Genomic DNA, 19,900 nt, shown 5'->3' on the forward strand with positions numbered 1-19,900 from the left:
GACCCCCATCCGTGGGCAATCAAGGCAAGAGCCTAGTTGTAATTATGCGCTTACTTATTTTTTATTAGGTACAGCTAAATTACACAGGCTCTTTATTAAAGCGTGTAGATTTTTAATGGTTTAATTTGCATAAATCTATTCACCATTCAACCAAGGCAGCGCCAGTTATTAGGCGCACTAGGTTACACACCTCGCACCACCATTAACCCGCGCCTAGATTGCACACATTTCAATCCATTAAAGTTAGCTTGCTCTAAGCACGCTTATATAAATGAGCAAAGTTAACTTAGCACACAAAAACATGACCAATCAAGCTAGCCAATTATTAAAATTTATACTAAATTGGTAACATAAATAGGTTAACACTCATTTATAATATTATATGACCGTTACATCACTTTAGAATTTTGACATAATAGTGAATTTTGGGGTAACCTCTGCTAATAACAGTAGGTTTAGGCTATTTGAGCCTATTAGCCGCTATTCCTTAAGGTAATAAAGGTAGAATATGGGAAACCGTCGCTTATTTTGGCGCATTGTTGATAAAGTTGAAGCTTTGATAAACCAAGGAGAGTTTTCTGCTGGGAGTCGTTTACCACCAGAGCGAGAACTTGCCGACATGTTTGACGTAAGCCGCCCAACAATTCGTGAAGCTATTATTGCATTAGAAGTACGAGGCCGCGTAGAGGTCAAAACCGGCTCAGGCGTTTATGTAATAGAACAACAAGAAACATCGGTAAAAACAAAAGAGATCAGCGCTTTTGAGCTAACACAAGCTCGCGCACTCATTGAAGGTGAAATAGCCGCACTTGCCGCTCAATCAATCACCGATGAAGAACTAGCTCAATTAAAGCAAACGCTAATAGCCATGGAAAAAGGCTTATATGTAGAACAAGCAGACCGCGAGTTTCACGAAATTATAGCGCGTGCTACACGTAACAAAGCCCTTGAGTATGCAGTGGCAAATTTATGGGATTTGCGTTTAAACAATTCACAAATTGTGGCTGATTATGGCAGTGTGTGTAAAAACAATAACGATTGCGTAATGGATGAGCACACCGCTATTTATAATGCGCTGCAAACGCACGATGCAAGCGCCGCACGTACCGCAATGCATAAACACTTTAACCGTTTAATTAATGCATTATTTGACGCTGTAGAAGCGCGTGCGCTTGAAGAAATCAAACGTAAAAATGATGAAAAACGTGGCCTTTATTCTTTAGATGGCCTAGTTAAAAGTGCTAGCAAAACACACTAAAACGACCTAAACGTTTATAAGCCAACGATCTATTCGCTGGCTTTTTTATTTTAAGGCACTCAGCGTTTGCCTTTAGTTATGCATAATCAGCTACGCTAATTCATCGCACATATTAGTCACTCCCTCCCAAATTTAATGTGTATGCCATACAAGCTATTACTTAGCCAATAAAAAACAGATACACTGCGCAAAACTAGACGATTGTTACCAAGGAAAATAATGCAATCAACCACTAAAGACTTTTTGCTCGCGTTTGTGTGCGTTATTTTAGCAATGATCACAATTCAATCTGGTGCCTCATTTGCTAAGCAGTTATTTCCGGTTGTTGGCCCCGAAGGCACTACTGCACTTAGGCTTGGCTTTTCTGCACTTATTTTGTGTTTAATATTTAAACCGTGGAAACACCTACCAGCTAAAGGTAATCGGTTATCAATTGTGGTATACGGTTTAAGCCTAGGCGGAATGAACATTTTATTTTATTACGCCATTGAACGTATCCCTTTAGGAATTGGTGTGGCGCTTGAATTTACCGGCCCATTAGCGGTGGCGTTATTTAGCTCACGCGCTAAGCGCGACTTATTTTGGGTGGCGTGTGCAATTGCGGGTATTTTACTGTTACTGCCCGATATGAGCAGCCAAGAAAGCCTAGACCCAATTGGCGTAATACTCGCGCTAGGTGCCGGTGCTTGCTGGGCAGCCTATATTTTATTTGGCAAAAAAACCGGCACGCAAAGCTCGGGCGGCGCAACGGTCGCACTGGGTATGACCGTAGCAGCCATTGTACTTGTACCTTATGGCGGCATATTACAAAGCAGTGCATTTACATGGAGTGTTATACCGCTGGGCATTGGCATTGCTATTTTATCAAGTGCACTGCCCTATACACTTGAAATGGTTGCACTGCGTAATATGCCCGCTCAAGGGTTTAGCATTATGCTAAGTCTAGAGCCTGCATTTGCCGCTCTTGCTGGGTTTATTATACTTGGCGAGTTATTAACCTTGTGGCAATGGTTGGCTATTTTATTGGTGATTATAGCTTCGGTGGGTAGCTCATTTTCGAGTGTTAAAAAACAATAATCGCCTCTATAAAAAGGCCAGCACATAACTGCGCTGGCCTTTTAAATAACAAAATTTTATGTAACTTGTATCGCGCTACTTTTTACTTGTCATTAAATAGCCGACTAGTGATATAACTGGCATACCCGCTGCCACTAACGCCACGCTTTCCCAGCCACCAGCTTCGTATAGAGGGCTTGCCATTAACGAGCCAAGCGCTCCGCCAACAAAAATACTGGTCATGTATATGGCGTTTAAGCGAGCTCGGCTTTGCGGCTCTAATGAATATACCACCCGCTGACCCAACACCATATTTGCCTGCACAGCAAAATCAATAAACATGCCCGTAAGCGCTAAAATAATAATACCGTGCGGAAGCTCAAATATACTGGGTAAAAAGCACGCAGCAGCAATCACTTTTGCAAGTAACGATAACTGATGCGTGTAACCTTTGTCGGCTAAACGCCCAACAATAGGGGCTGCAATAGCACCAGCTGCGCCTACTAAAGCAAATAAGGCGATTTGTGATTGCGATAAGCCATATTCTCTGGCTAATACAACCGGTACGCTGGTCCAAAATAAGCTAAAAGAGGCAAACATAAGCGCCTGATACAATGCCCGCTGACGCAGCACGGGCTGCTGTATTATTAGCTGCTTAAGCGATTTTAATAACTTAAAGTATGTTGTATTGTGTGTCGGTTGTCTGCTCGGTATTGCAAAATATATAACACTGGCTATAAATGCCATACAGCCTGCGGCAAAGTAAAATACGGCTCGCCAACCAAAGTGATCGGCTATCAAGCTTGCAACTGGCCTTGCTAATAAAATACCCAGTAACAACCCCGCCATTATATTACCCAGTACTTGCCCACGTTTTTCATCTGACGATAAATGCGCAGCAAGCGGTATTAATACTTGTACCGATACAGAGCTCGCCCCCACCAATAAGCATAATAGCAACATTACACTTGGGCTTTGCGCCAAGCCTGCGCCTATTAAACTTAAAAATGTTATGGCTAAGGTAATGAGCATTAAGCGTTTGTTTTCGACTAAATCAGCCAATGGCACTAAAAAAAACAGTCCCATTGCATAGCCAATTTGTGTAAGCGACACAATAAAACTGGCGCTGTGCGCACTTAAACCCACATCAGGCGCTAATAACTCAATAATAGGTTGGGCATAATAAATATTTGCCACAATAAGGCCACAGCACAGAGCAATAATGCTCACTAAGGTATTACTTATTTGCACTGGCTGTGCACGTGATTGGTTCATAAATAACTCTAATTTATAAATAATAAAACCCACTGCATATAAATGCAGTGGGTAGCCATGGTAAATGTAAAAATGTAAGTTACTTAATAGGTGAAGGCTGCCCATGCGGGCTAGATCGCAAGTACTGTTTAGGCGCATTAACGGTTGCACCAAGCTGCGCTGCAGCATGCCAAGGCCAATGCGGGTTATACAAAATACCTCGCGCTAGTGCTACGCCATCGGCTTGCTGCTCGCTAATAATATCTTCGGCTTGTTGTGGCTCAGTGATTAAACCTACAGCTATTACCGGCATACTTACTACCTCTTTAATAGCGGTTGCAAATGGTACCTGAAAGTTAGGTTTAACCGGTATTTGTTGCTCTGGGCTTAGCCCTGCTGTACTTACGTGAATAAAATCGCAGCCAAGCTTATCTAATGCTTTAGCAAGCTCAATAGATTGTGCTAAATCCCAGCCACCTTCTACCCAATCAGTAGCAGAGATTCGAATGCCTACCGGTTTATGGCTTGCAAATTCAGCTCTTAGCGCTTTAAACACCTCAAGCACAAGGCGCATACGGTTTTGCAAACTGCCCCCGTATTCATCATCACGCTTGTTTGAAAGTGGCGATAAAAACTGATGTAACAAATAACCATGCGCACCATGTAGCTCAATTAAATCAAGCCCTAGCTCATCAGCGCGCTTTGCTGCACTGACAAAATCGTTTATTAGCTGGGTTATATCCGATTTTGTCATAGCCTTTGGCTGGTAGGCGCTGTCATCGTAGGCAATGGCTGAAGGCGCAAGTGTTTGCCAGCCGTTGTCTTCGCTAGGTGCAATTGCACCACCGCCATCCCACGGTTTTTCAGTAGATGCTTTTCGCCCTGCATGCGCAAGCTGAACGCCAATAGGCATAGGACTGTATTGCCTAAGCGCTTTTAAGCTTTTGCCCAGTGCTTGCTGGGTTTCGTTATTCCAAAGCCCTAAATCGGCGTAACTAATCCGCCCCTCAGGGCTTACCGCGGTGGCCTCTAAAATTAATAGCCCTGCACCACTTAAGCTCAATTGCCCTAAATGAATAGTGTGCCAATCACTGGCAGCTCCCTGATTTGCTGAGTACTGGCACATAGGCGCAATAATAATGCGGTTGTCTAAAGTGAGTTCACCGAGCTTTAAAGGTGAGAATAATTGGCTCATAAATATTCCTTAAATACGCGTACTTTAGTACGAAATGCTATAGCTTACGGTATGAAGGGTTAATGGGGATCAAACTTCACTTTTATAGTGCTAAAACGAGAATAAATACCGTTGAGCAAAACATTCAACAGGGTCTTATAGGTTTTTTAACCGTATTAATACATTTAGGTAATTAACCAATATGAATGGCTATTTACATTTGCTCAACGAGTAAAATATGCTTCCTTGTACCTTAATTAGCCAATTACTTGGATGTTATACATATTTATATAATTTTTTGTTGTGCAACTAGCTATATTTATTCCAAAAAAGTGAATTAAAATTCAATTTTAATATTCCCACCACTTTAACTCCCTGATAAACTGGTTAACTTATATTAACTGGTGTTAAATTTTGAATCTGGGGATCACTTTTTATGTTTAAACCAAGCTTGCTAACCTTGGCTATTTCGAGCGCTGTATCTAGCGCATTTTTATTTTCTAACTCGGCTGTGGCACAACAAGAAACCACCGCTAAAAACAAATCACTCGAAGTAATCGAAGTTACAGCAACAAGACGCAGCGGATCTGTACAAAATGCACCGCTAAACATTACCGCACTTGATGCCGATGTAATGAAAGATCAAAACATTGGCGAATTAGCCGATGTAGCGCGTTGGGTACCTGGTTTAACAATTACCGATCAAGGTGGTCGCTCAGGCTCACCGATTATAGTTCGTGGTTTAAACACTAACTCGTCGGGTCCATCATCAGATGGCGGCACCGTAGCCACATACGTTAACGAAATTCCAGTGTCAGTTGATATGCGTTTAGTTGACATAGAGCGTGTAGAAGTACTTATTGGGCCACAAGGCACATTATATGGTGCTGGTACTTTAGGCGGCGCAATTCGTTACATGCTTAAAGAGCCAGAGCTTGATTTTACAACGGTAGAAATATTTGGTGATATGTTTCAAACCCAAGAAAGTGACTCGTTAGGCGGCGAAGGCGGCTTTATAGTAAACCTGCCACTTATTGAAGATGAACTTGCAGTACGTGCAAGCTTGAACGTATACGAAGACCCAGGCTTTATTGATTATGCTTACACAGTGCGTGAGCCAGGTGTATCGCTACCGGACCCTGATTGGAGTAACGCCGACGAAGTAAACAACAATATTAAAAATGTTGAAGATGCTAACGGCGAAACAACTACCACAGGCCGTATTTCTGTACGTTGGAAACCAAGCGAAACATTTGAAGGGACACTTAATTACTTTTACCAAAATCAAGACAGCGAAGGCCGTTCAATTGTTCATTACAACAGCCTAAACGATGATAACGGTTTAAGCGATATTGTAGGTAAATACGAGTCGGCTTATCGTTATGAAGAGCCGCGCGAAAAAGAAGATCAACTATTAAGCCTAGAGCTAAAAGCCGACCTAGGTTTTGCAGAGCTTGTATCGGCAACCGGTATTTCAAGCTTTGATGCCGACGGCCAACGTGACCAAACCGATTTACTTATCCGCCTAAATTACGGTTATGAAGAGTTCCCTGCGTTTTCATCATACACACGTGAAATTGACGAAGAAGATACCTTCACGCAAGAGCTTCGTTTAGTATCGCAAAGCGACAGCGACCTAAATTGGATTGTAGGCGCGTTTTACAACAAAATAGAAACAGACGCCTCAAGTAAAGAATTTACCCCAGGCTTTGGTGATTTTGCCGTAGAAAACTTTGGCGCATCGCAATCTCGTCCAGATCAACTTGAGTACTTTTCTGTAGACCGTACAGAAATTACAGAGTCGGCTTTGTTTGGTGAAGTAGGTTACCAACTAACAGAAAAACTAGATGTGACCATTGGTATGCGTTTGTACCAGTACGACGTTGAATCAGAATCTGCTGTCGACTTCCCGCTATTTAATACCTTATTTGATGGCGCAGCACCTGATGCGATTTCATTAAATTTTGAAAAAAATGAAGCAGACGACAACGGCAGCCTATTTAAATTTAACGCTAAATACCAGTTCACTCCATCAGTAATGGGTTATGCAACGGTAAGTGAAGGCTTTAGAATTGGTGGCTCAAATGGTTTAGCACCGTGTCCTGATCCATTACCAGCTAACCAAGCAGGTTGTGGTAGCCCAGAAGAAATGCTTTACGATGCCGATACCACAACAAACTACGAGCTAGGCCTTAAAAGCACCTGGTTTAGAAGCCAATTACACTTTAACGCCGCTTTATTTAATGTAGATTGGGAAGATGCGCAAATTGCAGGCGCAACAGATGTAGGCCAATTACCGTACTTATCTAACGCAGGCTCTGCCAACGCAAAAGGTATTGAGCTATCTACCCGTGCTATTTTATCTGACTCCTTTACCGTGTACGCAACATACGCATACACTAAAGCAGAGCTAACCTCAGACGCCCCATTTTTATTTAATGCCGATGGTACCGATGGCGCAGAAGACGGCGACCGTTTACCAGGCTCGCCAGAGCACCAGTTCTCTATGGGTGTAAACTATCAAACAGATGTATTTAGCGATAAAACCCTTGATATTAACTACGGTTTAACAGCCCAAAGCGATGTAATCACAAGAGTAGGCCTGCACGACAACGGTGAAACCCTGCCAGGTTACAGCTTAAGTAATATTTCTGCCAAGTTAACAGCCGATGAGTGGTCAACAACTCTTTATGTTGATAACCTATTCAACAAATATGCATTTACATCAGTACGTCGCTCAGATGCAGACATAACATCAGCAAATGGCGCCGACATACAACGTAACTACGGCCACTATATTAATCGCCCGCTTACGGTAGGCGTTAAATTTAACTACAAATTTGAAATATAATTTATAGTCACTTTTAAACAATGTTATAAGGCTCAAATTTATTTGAGCCTTTTTTCTTTATTAACACATAAATAAAACAAACATCATGCAGCCAAACTTAAAGCACCTTCATCAAAGCGCCATTGAGTATTTAAACCAAGGTAATATACAAGGTGCCCATAAAGCCCTCGTCGAATTAGTGACTCAAAAAAGCGACTTTGCCGATGGCTACTTTTTACTGGCCATGGTTAATTTACGCGTAGGGCAAATTCACAAAGCCATAAAGCTAATAGAAAAAGCCCTTTGCCTTGGTAAAAGCATTGAATACACCGCACAGCTTGCAAAGTGTTACGCATTAACAGGTGAGCTTACCAAAGCCAAAAACACCGCTTTAGCGATACCCGTTGAGCAAATAAAAAAGAGTCTTGATGCCGATACCCTAGGTGTAGCGCTTACACAAGCAGGCCTGCACAAAGAGGCACTAAACTACTTTAACTGCGCAATTGAGCTGGCTAACCATGCAAATAAACCGCAGCCACAGTTTTATTATAATTTAGGGGTAAGCGCTAAATTTTTAGGTCAATTTGAACAAGCCAAAAATGCCTTTGAAAACGCAATTACGCTAAACCCACTTCACCATTCAAGCCATTTCGCATTAAGTGACTTAACCAAAGCGACGCTGCAAACTAACCATATTGAACGCTTAAAAAACGTGTTTAAGCAAGTAACACACCCCGATGCAAAATTACACATTGGCCACGCACTTGCAAAAGAGTACCAAGACATAGGCAAGTTTGATGATGCGTTTAACAGCCTGGAGCGAGGAAAAGCCACTAAACGCGCTATGCAGCCTTTTGATCATAAAAGCTCAGCCGCATTATTTGAACACATTAAACATTTAAGTGAGCAGAATAAACACGCGCTAACACACGGCAGCCCAACGCAAGAGCCTATTTTTGTATTAGGTATGCCCCGCTCTGGCACCACATTGGTTGAGCGTATTTTATCGAGCCACAGCGACGTACAATCAGCCGGTGAATTACAAGACTTTGGCCTAAGCGTTAAAAAATTAAGCCAAACTCAAACACCGCATGTACTCGATACTCAAACACTCACTAAAGCGTATGAGCTTGATTTTAATCATCTTGGGACAACGTATTTAAACGCCACTCGCGTAACCACCGGCAGCCATAAGCACTTTATAGATAAACTCCCGTTTAACTTTTTTTATATCGACTTAATAACCAAAGCCCTACCAAACGCTAAAATTATTTGTATGCTGCGCGACCCAATGGACACCTGCATTGGTAACTATCGCCAGTTATTTACCATTAATAACCCCTACTACGCGTACTCGCTCGATTTACTCGACACAGCCAAATTTTATAGCCGCTTTTACAAACTCATGCAGCACTTTAGCGCCCTGCACAGCAATATAAAATTAGTAAAATACGAAGAACTAGTCGCCCAGCCCGAGCAGCAAATAAAAGAGCTAGTTAGCTTTTGTAATTTAGAGTGGCAAGCACAGTGTATGGACTTTCACTTAAACACCGCGCCGGTATCTACTGCAAGTAAAGTGCAAGTACGTCAACCACTTAACAACAAAGCAATTGGCCGGTGGAAAGCATTTAAACCCCATACTAATGCAGCAGTGGAGTACCTTTTAAGCCAAGGTATTAATGTTGAATGAGCGTTTTATTTTGGGTAGTAGGTGAATCCAAATAAGCGACTTGTGTAAGTGTAGGTCGGATAAGCGAAGCGCCATCCGACACAGTAAAATACCTTGCCAATTATTATCACATTTTATGTTGTCGGTGGCTTAAGAGTGAAATGAGCGGACGGTCGTAACCTTAGTCACTTGTTGTTATATTTACTTACTATCAGAGTCTTGGTTATTATTAGGTAAATCATTACATACAGCACAATTAATATTTTTGCGATAATTGTAAGAACGTCTAATAGCAAAAATAGTTACCGACACCAATGCCCACGATATACCAAATCCAATAGAGTATTCTAGACTTCTGCCTTTTAAGTATTGAACACTAGTTAGCAGAACAAAAATAATTGGTAGAGCTATTGCGTATTGTACAATCCACTTTTTTATTGGCATAAATATTCCATTAACGCTCTAAACTTGCAGTAAAAAAACGCACCAGGTAATGCATGGCTATAATGTTGAGCTGAGCCATGCTTTAGCAGCACAGTCCCACTTGATTAGCTTTTTACGCTTATTTACACGAGGCTTTTCTAGGTGCTGATGCTTTATGTAATGGAGCCGCTTTTGAGTTTCTGTATTTAGTATTCCAGTTATTAACTTCTCTGATATTAGCAACGATAGCAGCAGCTCCGCAGTCTTTTATTTCTTTGTGGGTACTGACAGGCACTCCATTATCGTATGCAAGAGTATATCTTTTGTTGCTTGATACATCGTTAGTATTACTACAAGCAGCTAAAAAGCACATTGAAATTAAAACAGATATTTTTTCATTTTATATTCCTTTACTCATTAAAATTTAAATATAGTAGATTATTAACTATGAGCCTAACGCACTATTAACAGTTTATTAAGCGTACACTACTGCAGATATACTAGGTTTAATTGTAGCAATACCGCCGCCCCCATTAAGTACATATTAAATAATCTAAATTTTTTAAACTGTCTTATTTTTCCATCGACTACAGTTGAAAAAAAACCTGTTTTAAGTGATTCACTTAAATTTGCATTTGTAACAGACCATTGAGAGCTACCTAAAGAGTTATGGGATAATTTTTTCCATTCTTCTGGGTAGGTATAAGATAAATATTTACACAGATCTTTGAATTTTTTTATTTGAACAAAAATAAGTATAGATATAAAAATTAAAGGGATAGAACTTACCATGTAACTAACCTCCTTTGCGCATAACGCCTTTTTAAACGGAAGATAATGGTTGGCTACAATCGCGAAGCGATAGCCAGCAATTATTTTTCAATTTAAGCAATTTGTTTGCTGATTATTTGTTAAGTAAACTTATCCATTCACTTGGGTTCGACACGATAAATTGATATGTACTACCGTCTTGCAACGAAATTTCTATGGCATCCGATGTTAAAGGAATAATACCTGCTCCTTTGCCCAAACATTTGTCTACTTTTGAAATTGACTTTCGCTCAATTTTGTATGACCCAAGTCCGGCGCCGTTGTGGAACGATTCAAAGTTGACTTCGCTTTCAGTTACCCAGAGCTTACCATCCCCTTTAGCCACGCCATTCTGAATGGTTGCTATAGTCGACTTAACAGTGTCTTCTTGCATATTTCGAACTCCTTTAGAAAATATTTAATTGTTGAGTTGTTCTTATTATTTGCGCCAATCAGCTAACGCCCCACTAAAACGGGTGAGGAGCAGCGTCCTACTTTAGTGCCTTGTTAGGTTTACTTTAGACGAGTTAAATCCCCATTTTTAAGATGATAAAATTGTTCCTCTTCACCACTAGGACAGCAGCGAGGATCATCAGGCATTTTTTGCTTAATGTTAACCCGAATAATTCCTGCTTTAACTTGAACATTTTGAACAATACCAAAAAGCTTCATAGTTGAAGCTTCACTATTATCAGCACTAAAAACTGATAAATAATCTTGCCAATATGTTGCTCCAAGCATAGACCACTGAATAATAGTTATCTCTTTGCTATAACCATCAATAACTCCTTTAATTTTATTCTTTACCACGTAACCTTCTCTAACTTCCAAGTAAGATTTAATGGTATTTTCAATCTGATTATTGACTACTTCGTTGCTCAGTGAAGAAAAAGACACGATTAGTGAGATTAAAAATAAATACTTCATGCAAACCTAACAACTTTATCAGAGGACACTTTCCTTATTTTAGCGCCAAAACGTCCTTATTTTATGTACTTATATTAATAGCAAATAGCGTAAGCTATTGCCAACTATAAATATTATGCTTTATGTAGCTTATATAAACATGTAAATAAGAGGAAAGTTTCCTCCTATTATTACTAAACTAATGTCGACTCAACTGAGTTACTGCTTCTCGCTCATCGCGGCCCTTTAAAAACTTAATTTAGTTAGCCTGAGTACCCCACCACAACGCTTATTTACTTTTATGTCGGTTCAACTGCAAATAATGTCGATTCAGATAAACATTAATGAAGCAGGTTAAAAAGCTCGCTAAATTTCTTATCAACAAAACGCCAAACACCTATTTTGATAAGGAATATAGTCATGAACATTATTACAAAAACAGTTATAGCACTGAGTTTAGCAAGCCACTTTAGTGCGTATGCCATTGACCTGCGGGTCGACAACATTCGTGTATACCAAAGTAATTCGCAAAGCTTTTCTGCGCCGAGTTCGCTGTATATTGACGATGGTAAAATTGTAAACGTTGCTAAAGCGACCGACCCACTACAAAACGCCGATAAAACTATTGATGCCAACAACCAATATGCAATACCTGGTTTAATTGATTTACATGTACATTTGGGTTCATCGGGCAGTAACTTTACTGAGTTTCAGTATTTGCCGGTTAAATCGCACTTTAATTCTAATTTGTATTTAGGCGTAACTAACATTGTTGATTTGTTTTCGTTTGAGCAAACCCTAAACGAAGCCGCTCAATTAAAAGAAGCCCAACTAACCCCTAACCTTTTTTATGCGGGTACTTTGTTTACTAACCCTGGCGGGCATGGCACGCAGTTTGGCGGCCACGCATACGAAATTGCAAAAGATGAAGACATAGCTGCACTATGGAAAAAACATATAAGCACTAATCCCCATGTAACTAAAGCGGTTATTGAAACCTTTGGCGGTGTGGGTAAATCGTTGACTGATAGCCAATTAAGCGATCTTGGTAAGCGCTCTAAAGCGGCTAATTTACCGTATTTTGTGCATGTTTCTACATTAAATGATGCTAAACGCGCTATTAAAGCCGGCGCAACAGCTTTAGCGCACGGTATTAATAGCGAAGCGATTGACGATGAATTTATTACGCTAATGAAACAGCATAATGTAACCTATATTCCTACCCTTGCGGTGTATCATAACCATAGCGATGAAAAGCATAACCATACTATTAGCTCACAAAGCGAGTTACTAAAAACCATTCCCGAAAAGCTACAAGGGTGTTTGTTTGATAACGTACCTGCACCTTCAAAATGGAAAGAGCACGCGTGGGAGGAGCGTAAAACCGCTTATGCAAATATACAAAAGCTACATAAAGCTAATATTACAATTGGTACAGGCTCTGATGCCGGAAACCCTTACACGCTACACGGTACTGGGTTACATAACGAGTTAGATGCACTTAAAAAAGCGGGCCTTACAAATGGTGAAATAATTAATGCAGCCACAGTTAACGGCGCAAAAGCGATTAATAAAGCCAAGAGCATTGGCAAGCTGGCTAATGGCTTTGAGGCAAGCTTTGTACTGCTTAAGCAAAACCCACTTGATGATATAAACCACATTCATACTATCTCAGAGGTTTATAAAGCAGGAGTACAAGTAGACCGTCCAGCACTTATTGCTCAAAACAAAGCCATAAAGCCCCAAGGCCCCGCTTGTAATGAAGTAATAAAAAGCCGCCAAGCGCAGAATATTATTGATGATTTTACCGGTGATACACCATGGCAAGCCTTGAGCGACTCGGTAATGGGTGGTCAATCTGTGGCAACACTTACCACGCATAAAAACAGCTTAACGATTGATACAACCATTACAAAACCAACCAGCTTTGGCGCGTGGGCAGGCGCTGAAATAAAATTTACATCGCCGGCTGATGCCTCATCATTTAAAGGTATTCGACTAACATATAAAGGTTCAACCACGCCTTTTGCTATGTCTGTTTATCATAGTGATGTAAAAGATTGGGATCACTTTAGTGTACTTTTAAAACCACGCGATGAATGGACAACACTTGATATTCCTTTCACTACATTTAAACAATTTGGCTTTGGTAGCCCCGTTACGTGGTCGGCCACTCAATTAACTGGAGTAAACCTAATGTGGCGTAAAATGCCAGGTGCAAGCAATGAGCCATTAAAAAACACACTACAAATCAAAGAGCTAACTTACTTTTAAAAGAGTAGCAGTCAAAACACAAACTCTTTGGGTTTTGACTGTTTTTTGTTATGGTTTAATCACTTACAAAAAGAAGCACCTATTATGCTCAAACATCCTTTTTATAAATACAGCTTTTTTATTTTACTTGTTGTAGATATTGCTTATGCCCTTGGGCTCATAATTGCTAACTCTGCGCCCTTTACTGCGGGTAGTGCACTCGCTGCTACCGTGTGGTTTGTTACTTTTTACTGGGTTCCTGTTTGGAGTGCGGCAGCGGTTATTTTTTACCTGCGCAATAAACACATTAACAAAATAGCGTTTGAATGGTTAATTGCATTTGTATTTATGGCACTTGGTAATGTGCTTACTGATATAGTACTCACACAGCTTTTTGATGGGCACAAATCGATGGGGGTGTTTGTTGTTTTTAACGGCTTACTTTGGGGCTCGTGTATTTACTTTACCAGTATTTTTATTGAAAACAAAAAACGCGCAACAGCCGAAAAACACGCGCTTAAACAAGCGCAACTTGCTACATTGCGCTACCAACTAAACCCACATTTTATGTTTAATAGCTTAAATACAATTTCGGCTTATATTCATACAAACCCTGATTTAGCCGATGAAGTACTGCATGAACTGGCTGATATTTTAAGGTATTCCCTCGACACCGCAGAGCAACAACAAATACCTTTACAGCAAGAGCTTACAATAATAGAAAAGTACCTAAATATTGAAAAAGCCCGCTTTGGCGATAAACTCAAAGTTAATTACCACATTCCCAATACGCTTAAAAACATATCGCTGCCCCCGCTACTTATTCAACCAATTATTGAAAACGCCATTAAACATAACGCCAAACAAACGTCGTTAATACTTAATATAACGCTTAGTGAGCTACCTAACGGCGTTAAAATACAAATTAGCGATAACGGTAAGGGTTTTTCGAGCGAGGTAATAAAACACGGCCATGGCAGTGGTGTAGGAATGAAAAACATACTAAAACGCGTTAAACAACTTGGTAAAAGTAAGGTACTACTGAGCAATAATAATGGTGCAGTGGTTACGTTGGAGCTAACACTATGAGCCACAAAAACCAGCCAAATACAGTAACTAAAATGCGCGTATTATTTGCCGATGACGAGCTTCCCGCTCGCGAAAAATTAAGCCATCAATTGAGTTTAATGGAGCATGTTGAAGTAGTGGGTATGGCCACAAATGGCAAAGAGGCCATATCATTAATAAATGAGCTGACTCCTGATGTGGTATTACTTGATATCCAAATGCCTGAAATCAATGGCTTAGAGCTTATTGATTTACTTAACTACCAGCCCATTATTATTTATACAACCGCGTATGACCAATTTGCAATTGAAGCTTTTGAGCAGGCCTCAACTGACTACTTACTCAAACCTTTTCCTATTGCTAGGCTAAAAAAAGCTCTCGCTAAAGCGCAGCAGCAACTAGAGCAACAACGTGCACATACGCTAGTCAATCATGAACCCAACGAGCAAACCTTTACATTAACCAAAAACACCATAAATAAGCTCATTAGTAAAAACGGTGAGCGTATATTTTTACTCTCCCCAAGTGACATTAAATTTATTAAATCGGAGCAAGGCAATAGTTTGGCGTGGAATGGCGATACATTTCATCATTTAAGCCATACACTCGATCAGCTCGAACATGCTTTAGTAGCAAAAAACTTTGTACGAATTCATCGAAGTTATTTGGTTAACGTTGACCACATTAAAGAAATACAGCGTTGGTTTAACGGTAAGCTAATGGTGATTGTAAATGATGAAATTAAATCAGAACTAAGCACCAGCAGAGCCGGTGCCGATAAACTAAAGCAATTGCTACATATTTAACTTATCTAAAAACATGTTACTGATCATTACTGGTATACACACTTAAAATAGGAAACGTATGCTCAGCAAACGATACCGTTACCGACTGTGTTTGATTGCCTTTAAAGCCTAATTTAAATTCACTTGGTGTTAGCCTGCTGCCATCTGCAAACAGCGCTAATACGTGTTCTTGATTAAGCTCTCGCTTACCAGAGGCTAAATTAGTAAGGGTAATAACCGCCCAACGCTCTCCTATTTCGTTGCTCATAAGTACATAGTTTGCAATAGAAAAGTCAGACTTTTTAGGCGTTATATTATTATCGTTTGGAAACGACAAGTGCATGCTATTTGGTATGGCTCGGTCAACGTTTAGTACATTATTTTGCGCTGCACACACATTGGCGCAAAGTACTAATAAAAATAAAAAGCTAACTACAATTTTTGCCACAATTAAACGTCCTTTTAAATTTCGACTTTGCTTGATTGATTGAAATTTATACTCGCAGTTTTTACCTATTATGTAAACACTCTATTAAACGCTCAGTAAACTAACTAAGCGCTCATTCAGTGACGCCCCATTAGTATTAATACTTTGCGGCACGTTAATAAACACATGGTTATTAAACAGGAGTAAATTACATGGCAACCACACCTAAAAATTCACATGAGGTTAGTAATGCGCAATCGGCTTTATTAAACCCAGAGCACAGCATTCAAGTACGAGGTGCGCGTGTTCATAACTTAAAAAATGTGGATGTAAACTTGCCCCGTAATTCACTTGTTGTTTTTACTGGTATATCGGGCTCGGGTAAATCATCGCTCGCCTTTGGAACATTATTTGCCGAATCACAGCATCGTTATCTTGATTCGGTATCGCCTTATGCGCGCAGATTAATAGACCAAGTAGATGAGCCTGATGTAGATTCGATTGAAGGGCTGCCACCCGCGGTAGCATTACAACAACAGCGTGGCGCACCCTCGGTACGTTCGTCGGTCGGTAGCGTAACCACTATTTCTAACGCGCTGCGAATGCTTTACTCACGCGCGGGCGAATACCCCAAAGGGCAAGGTATACTGTATGCCGATGCGTTTTCGCCAAATGCACCACAAGGCGCCTGCCCAGAGTGCCATGGTATTGGCCGTGTATTTAACGTAACCGAAGAGCTGTTAGTGCCCGACCCGACTAAATCAATTAAAGAGCGCGCCATTGCAGCATGGCCGCCGGCTTGGCAAGGTAAAAATCTAAGCCGTATACTTACCTCGTTAGGTTACGATATTAATAAACCGTGGCAGGCCTTGCCCAAAAAAGCCCGTGATTGGATTTTGTTTACCGACGACACACCCACAGTACCGGTGTTTCCCGAGTACACGCTTGAGCAAACTCAAGCGGCTATTAAAAATGAAGAAAGCCCCAGCTACATGGGTACATTTATAAGTGCTAAACGCTTTGTTTTACAATCGTTTGCCAGTACCCAGAGCCCACGCACAAAAAAGCGCGTGTCGCAGTATATGCAAATATCACAATGCCCACAGTGCGAAGGAAAAAAACTTAAAAAAGAGTCGTTATCGGTTAAAGTAGCAGGCCTTGATATAGGCGAAATTTCGCAGTTAACACTTGGCGAGCTGGCAGAAAAACTCAGCATTGCAGCCAATAACCCCGCTAAAAGTAACGCAGCCAACCCCGAAAAAGCCATTGTGGCAAAGCGCATCACAAGCGACATTATCAAACGCGTAGAAGCACTCACTAAACTTGGTTTAGGGTATTTATCGCTTGAGCGCACTACGCCATCGTTATCAGCTGGGGAATTGCAACGCTTGCGGCTTGCAACGCAAATTCGCTCAAAATTATTTGGTGTTGTGTATGTGCTAGATGAACCTTCGGCAGGTTTACACCCAGCCGATACGCAAGCACTTTTAAGCGCCCTAGATGAACTAATAGCGGCTGGTAACTCAGTATTTGTGGTGGAGCACGATACAAGTGTAATTCGCCACGCCAATTGGGTGGTTGATGTAGGGCCAAATGCGGGTTCGCATGGCGGTAATATTGTTTACAGCGGCCCAGTTGAAGGCTTAGAGCAAGTGAGCAACTCACATACAAGTCAGCATCTTTTTAAGCATAACAATAACGCAAAGCCAAATCATCAAACACAACGTACTCCAGCAGACTGGCTTAAGCTAAGTGGTATTGAGCGTAACAATTTACACAACATCAGTGCCGAATTTCCGCTTGGGGTTATTACAAGTGTTACGGGGGTTTCTGGCTCAGGTAAATCAAGCTTAGTAAGCCAAGCCTTAGTCGAGCTTATTCAAGATGCTTTAGGACAAAAAACGCCGCCGCCAATGCCTACCGATGAAGCCGACTTGCTTGATCAAGAACTCCAAACACCAACCCATGGCAAAATTACCGAGGGCCTTGAGCATATAAAGCGCCTAATAACGGTTGATCAAAAAGCCATTGGCCGCACGCCTCGCTCAAACCTTGCTACTTACACTGGTTTGTTCGATCACGTACGTAAATTGTTTGCCAATACCAAAGAGGCAAAAGCGCGTAAATACGATGCAGGTCGTTTTTCGTTTAATGTGAAAAAAGGCCGTTGCGACAACTGCGAAGGCGTAGGCTTTGTAAGCATTGAGCTGTTATTTTTACCGAGCGTGTATTCGCCGTGCCCCATGTGTAACGCTAAGCGCTATAACCAAAAAACACTCGACATTACCTATAAAGATAAAACCATTGCCGATGTGCTTAATTTAACGGTGGAGTCAGCGCATACTTTTTTTGCCGATGAACCTGCTATTTTACGTGCGCTAAACGCGCTCTTACAAGTAGGCCTTGGCTATTTACGTTTAGGGCAACCGGCTACTGAGCTTTCGGGCGGAGAGGCCCAGCGCATAAAACTTGCCACAGAGCTGCAACGTGCGCAGCGCGGCGATACGCTGTATATTTTAGATGAACCAACCACCGGCCTACACCCAAAAGATGTAGCCATGTTGATGGCGCAGTTAAATGGCTTAGTTGATGCGGGCAACACCGTTATTATGGTTGAGCACGATATGCAAGTAGCCAGTAACAGCGATTGGGTTATTGATATTGGCCCAGGAGCCGGGGACGAAGGCGGCTTAATTGTTGCTCAAGGTAAACCAGAAGATGTGGCTCAATCTGAGCATAGCCGCACGGCAACATTTTTAAAAAGCGCACTTTAGCTTTTTAAAAATCGCTCTAATTTAGGTTTTACAGTAACCGACATAACAAGCATTAATGTTAAACCAATGGGTAGCGCGGCTAATAACCCCTCTACCCACGCGGTATAAAATAAGCGCATATTGGCAAAACCTATATTGTTACTAGCGGTTACAAACGCCATTAGCGACTCCATGGTAAGCGCCATAAAAACACTAATTACTAAATTACGTTTTAGCTCGCTTGCTCTTGGTAATAATTTAGCCACCAAGGTATTCATAAGGGCTGTCATTGCTAACCCCACAGGGGCCATAACCAACACCGCACTTAAAAACGAGGTAAACCAATCTATATAAAAATGCTCAGTTATACCTACATTTGTGTAAGTCATAATGCCTGTTAAGCTGCCGCCTACAAAAACAATAATACTTACCATCACCATTATTTTATAAATTACAGGTGTTTTTTTAGGCTCTACGAGCGCAGAATTTACTAAAGCAGGCGTATTCATTAAACAGGTATTTCTCTTAAAATAGATGACAATATCAACTGTTATTTAATTACCCTAATGCCAGCCATATGCCTACTAGCACCATAAGGCTGCCTGCAATTCGGTTCATCCATTTTATATTATCACCACGGCTTAAAAATAAACGTAGGCTTTTACCGCCTGTGGCGTACGCTAACATGCAGATAAATTCGCTTATCATAATAACTAAAACAAGCACTAACAGTTGCGGGGCGAGTGCGTGTTCAACGCTAATAAATGGCGGTAGTAAAGAGATCATAAACGCCCAGCCCTTTGGGTTAGCAATGGCAGTCACAAAGCCTTGCGTAAATAGCGACTGGCGACTTACATCATGCGGTTTTTGTGTATCAATCGACATTTTACCTTTTGCGCGCCACATATTTATACCTATATAAATTAAGTATGCACCGCCTACCCATTTTAAAATATCGAACGCATTAGGGTAATTTAGCATTACGCTTGCAACACCTAATACCGCAGCAATAGCAACACTTGCGACCCCTAACAGCTCACCTATCATCATCCATAATGTGCGCCTTACACCTATGCTCATACCTAATGTCATGGCAAGGGTCATACACATACCCGGTGTGATAGATACAAAAAAGAAGGTAGGAATAAAAACGGCAAGCGCTGCAACATCAATCATTTTTTCTCTCTATATTAAAAGCAAAAAACGCGGCTAAAGTAGCCGCGCTATTGGTTAC

The 19,900-nt window shown here is 41.0% G+C and carries 16 protein-coding genes; 8 read left to right on the top strand and 8 right to left on the bottom strand.

Features of this window, described 5'->3' with window-relative positions; genetic code table 11:
- Positions 1-508 precede the first annotated feature (508 nt).
- Positions 509-1,258, top strand: coding sequence for a FadR/GntR family transcriptional regulator (locus EJ103_RS18280; protein WP_004587131.1), 750 nt, complete (start codon positions 509-511; stop codon positions 1,256-1,258).
- Positions 1,259-1,477: 219 nt separating this feature from the next.
- Positions 1,478-2,335: a DMT family transporter gene (locus EJ103_RS18285; RefSeq protein WP_126009185.1), complete on the top strand. Its 858-nt coding sequence runs from the start codon at positions 1,478-1,480 to the stop codon at positions 2,333-2,335.
- A 75-nt stretch (positions 2,336-2,410) separates the two neighbouring features.
- On the opposite strand, the gene EJ103_RS18290 is transcribed toward EJ103_RS18285, so the two are convergent.
- Together EJ103_RS18290 and EJ103_RS18295 are read right to left on the bottom strand one after the other, a co-directional pair.
- Entirely contained in the window at positions 2,411-3,589 is a 1,179-nt protein-coding gene (locus EJ103_RS18290) for an MFS transporter (protein WP_064387172.1), read from the bottom strand.
- A 79-nt stretch (positions 3,590-3,668) separates the two neighbouring features.
- On the bottom strand, positions 3,669-4,763 hold the full coding sequence (locus EJ103_RS18295) for an NADH:flavin oxidoreductase/NADH oxidase (protein ID WP_126009187.1): 1,095 nt from the start codon (positions 4,761-4,763) through the stop codon (positions 3,669-3,671).
- 415 nt (positions 4,764-5,178) lie between these two features.
- Here EJ103_RS18295 and EJ103_RS18300 point away from each other — a divergent pair, with 415 nt between their 5' ends.
- A complete protein-coding gene (locus EJ103_RS18300) occupies positions 5,179-7,593 on the top strand; it encodes a TonB-dependent receptor (protein WP_126009189.1) in 2,415 nt (804 codons plus the stop codon).
- An 85-nt stretch (positions 7,594-7,678) separates the two neighbouring features.
- A complete protein-coding gene (locus EJ103_RS18305) occupies positions 7,679-9,262 on the top strand; it encodes a sulfotransferase (protein WP_126009191.1) in 1,584 nt (527 codons plus the stop codon).
- 888 nt (positions 9,263-10,150) lie between these two features.
- Here EJ103_RS18305 and EJ103_RS18315 read toward each other — a convergent pair.
- The 3 genes from EJ103_RS18315 to EJ103_RS18325 all read right to left on the bottom strand — a co-directional run bounded on the left by EJ103_RS18315 (position 10,151) and on the right by EJ103_RS18325 (position 11,401).
- Positions 10,151-10,456 (bottom strand): hypothetical protein, encoded by a 306-nt coding sequence (locus EJ103_RS18315; RefSeq protein WP_126009195.1) that lies wholly within the window; start codon positions 10,454-10,456, stop codon positions 10,151-10,153.
- A 112-nt stretch (positions 10,457-10,568) separates the two neighbouring features.
- Positions 10,569-10,868, bottom strand: a complete 300-nt coding sequence (locus tag EJ103_RS18320; protein WP_126009197.1) for a hypothetical protein — start codon at positions 10,866-10,868, stop codon at positions 10,569-10,571.
- A gap of 119 nt (positions 10,869-10,987) precedes the next feature.
- On the bottom strand, positions 10,988-11,401 hold the full coding sequence (locus tag EJ103_RS18325) for a hypothetical protein (RefSeq protein ID WP_126009199.1): 414 nt from the start codon (positions 11,399-11,401) through the stop codon (positions 10,988-10,990).
- Between the two features lie 399 nt (positions 11,402-11,800).
- On the opposite strand from EJ103_RS18325, the gene EJ103_RS18330 reads away from it, so the two are divergent.
- The 3 genes from EJ103_RS18330 to EJ103_RS18340 are packed head-to-tail and all read left to right on the top strand — an operon-like array spanning position 11,801 to position 15,507.
- Complete coding sequence (locus EJ103_RS18330) at positions 11,801-13,654, top strand: CIA30 family protein (protein ID WP_126009200.1); 1,854 nt, start codon at positions 11,801-11,803, stop codon at positions 13,652-13,654.
- 27 nt (positions 13,655-13,681) lie between these two features.
- Entirely contained in the window at positions 13,682-14,722 is a 1,041-nt protein-coding gene (locus tag EJ103_RS18335) for a histidine kinase (protein WP_126009202.1), read from the top strand.
- Positions 14,719-15,507 carry a LytTR family transcriptional regulator DNA-binding domain-containing protein gene (locus EJ103_RS18340; RefSeq protein WP_126009204.1) on the top strand — a complete coding sequence of 263 codons (789 nt, stop codon included), beginning with the start codon at positions 14,719-14,721 and terminating at the stop codon, positions 15,505-15,507. The genes EJ103_RS18335 and EJ103_RS18340 overlap by 4 nt, the downstream gene beginning before the upstream one ends.
- 16 nt (positions 15,508-15,523) lie before the next feature.
- On the opposite strand, the gene EJ103_RS18345 is transcribed toward EJ103_RS18340, so the two are convergent.
- Positions 15,524-15,934 carry a hypothetical protein gene (locus tag EJ103_RS18345; protein ID WP_004589556.1) on the bottom strand — a complete coding sequence of 137 codons (411 nt, stop codon included), beginning with the start codon at positions 15,932-15,934 and terminating at the stop codon, positions 15,524-15,526.
- Between the two features lie 191 nt (positions 15,935-16,125).
- On the opposite strand from EJ103_RS18345, the gene uvrA reads away from it, so the two are divergent.
- Positions 16,126-18,687: an excinuclease ABC subunit UvrA gene (gene uvrA / locus EJ103_RS18350; RefSeq protein ID WP_126009206.1), complete on the top strand. Its 2,562-nt coding sequence runs from the start codon at positions 16,126-16,128 to the stop codon at positions 18,685-18,687.
- On the opposite strand, the gene EJ103_RS18355 is transcribed toward uvrA, so the two are convergent.
- Together EJ103_RS18355 and EJ103_RS18360 are read right to left on the bottom strand one after the other, a co-directional pair.
- Positions 18,684-19,175, bottom strand: coding sequence for a DUF2798 domain-containing protein (locus EJ103_RS18355; protein WP_126009208.1), 492 nt, complete (start codon positions 19,173-19,175; stop codon positions 18,684-18,686). The two genes, uvrA and EJ103_RS18355, sit on opposite strands and share 4 nt — an antisense overlap.
- Positions 19,176-19,224: 49 nt before the next feature.
- A complete protein-coding gene (locus EJ103_RS18360) occupies positions 19,225-19,842 on the bottom strand; it encodes a LysE family translocator (protein WP_064387054.1) in 618 nt (205 codons plus the stop codon).
- Positions 19,843-19,900 lie beyond the last annotated feature (58 nt).

Source organism: Pseudoalteromonas sp. Xi13, from assembly GCF_003952205.1.
Lineage (GTDB): Bacteria > Pseudomonadota > Gammaproteobacteria > Enterobacterales > Alteromonadaceae > Pseudoalteromonas > Pseudoalteromonas atlantica.

Coding starts and splice junctions, on each gene's coding strand:
- EJ103_RS18280 (WP_004587131.1), top strand. CDS start 509: ATGGGAAACCGTCGCTTATTTTGGCGCATTGTTGATAAAGTTGAAGCT.
- EJ103_RS18285 (WP_126009185.1), top strand. CDS start 1,478: ATGCAATCAACCACTAAAGACTTTTTGCTCGCGTTTGTGTGCGTTATT.
- EJ103_RS18290 (WP_064387172.1), bottom strand. CDS start 3,589: ATGAACCAATCACGTGCACAGCCAGTGCAAATAAGTAATACCTTAGTG.
- EJ103_RS18295 (WP_126009187.1), bottom strand. CDS start 4,763: ATGAGCCAATTATTCTCACCTTTAAAGCTCGGTGAACTCACTTTAGAC.
- EJ103_RS18300 (WP_126009189.1), top strand. CDS start 5,179: ATGTTTAAACCAAGCTTGCTAACCTTGGCTATTTCGAGCGCTGTATCT.
- EJ103_RS18305 (WP_126009191.1), top strand. CDS start 7,679: ATGCAGCCAAACTTAAAGCACCTTCATCAAAGCGCCATTGAGTATTTA.
- EJ103_RS18315 (WP_126009195.1), bottom strand. CDS start 10,456: ATGGTAAGTTCTATCCCTTTAATTTTTATATCTATACTTATTTTTGTT.
- EJ103_RS18320 (WP_126009197.1), bottom strand. CDS start 10,868: ATGCAAGAAGACACTGTTAAGTCGACTATAGCAACCATTCAGAATGGC.
- EJ103_RS18325 (WP_126009199.1), bottom strand. CDS start 11,401: ATGAAGTATTTATTTTTAATCTCACTAATCGTGTCTTTTTCTTCACTG.
- EJ103_RS18330 (WP_126009200.1), top strand. CDS start 11,801: ATGAACATTATTACAAAAACAGTTATAGCACTGAGTTTAGCAAGCCAC.
- EJ103_RS18340 (WP_126009204.1), top strand. CDS start 14,719: ATGAGCCACAAAAACCAGCCAAATACAGTAACTAAAATGCGCGTATTA.
- uvrA (WP_126009206.1), top strand. CDS start 16,126: ATGGCAACCACACCTAAAAATTCACATGAGGTTAGTAATGCGCAATCG.
- EJ103_RS18355 (WP_126009208.1), bottom strand. CDS start 19,175: ATGAATACGCCTGCTTTAGTAAATTCTGCGCTCGTAGAGCCTAAAAAA.
- EJ103_RS18360 (WP_064387054.1), bottom strand. CDS start 19,842: ATGATTGATGTTGCAGCGCTTGCCGTTTTTATTCCTACCTTCTTTTTT.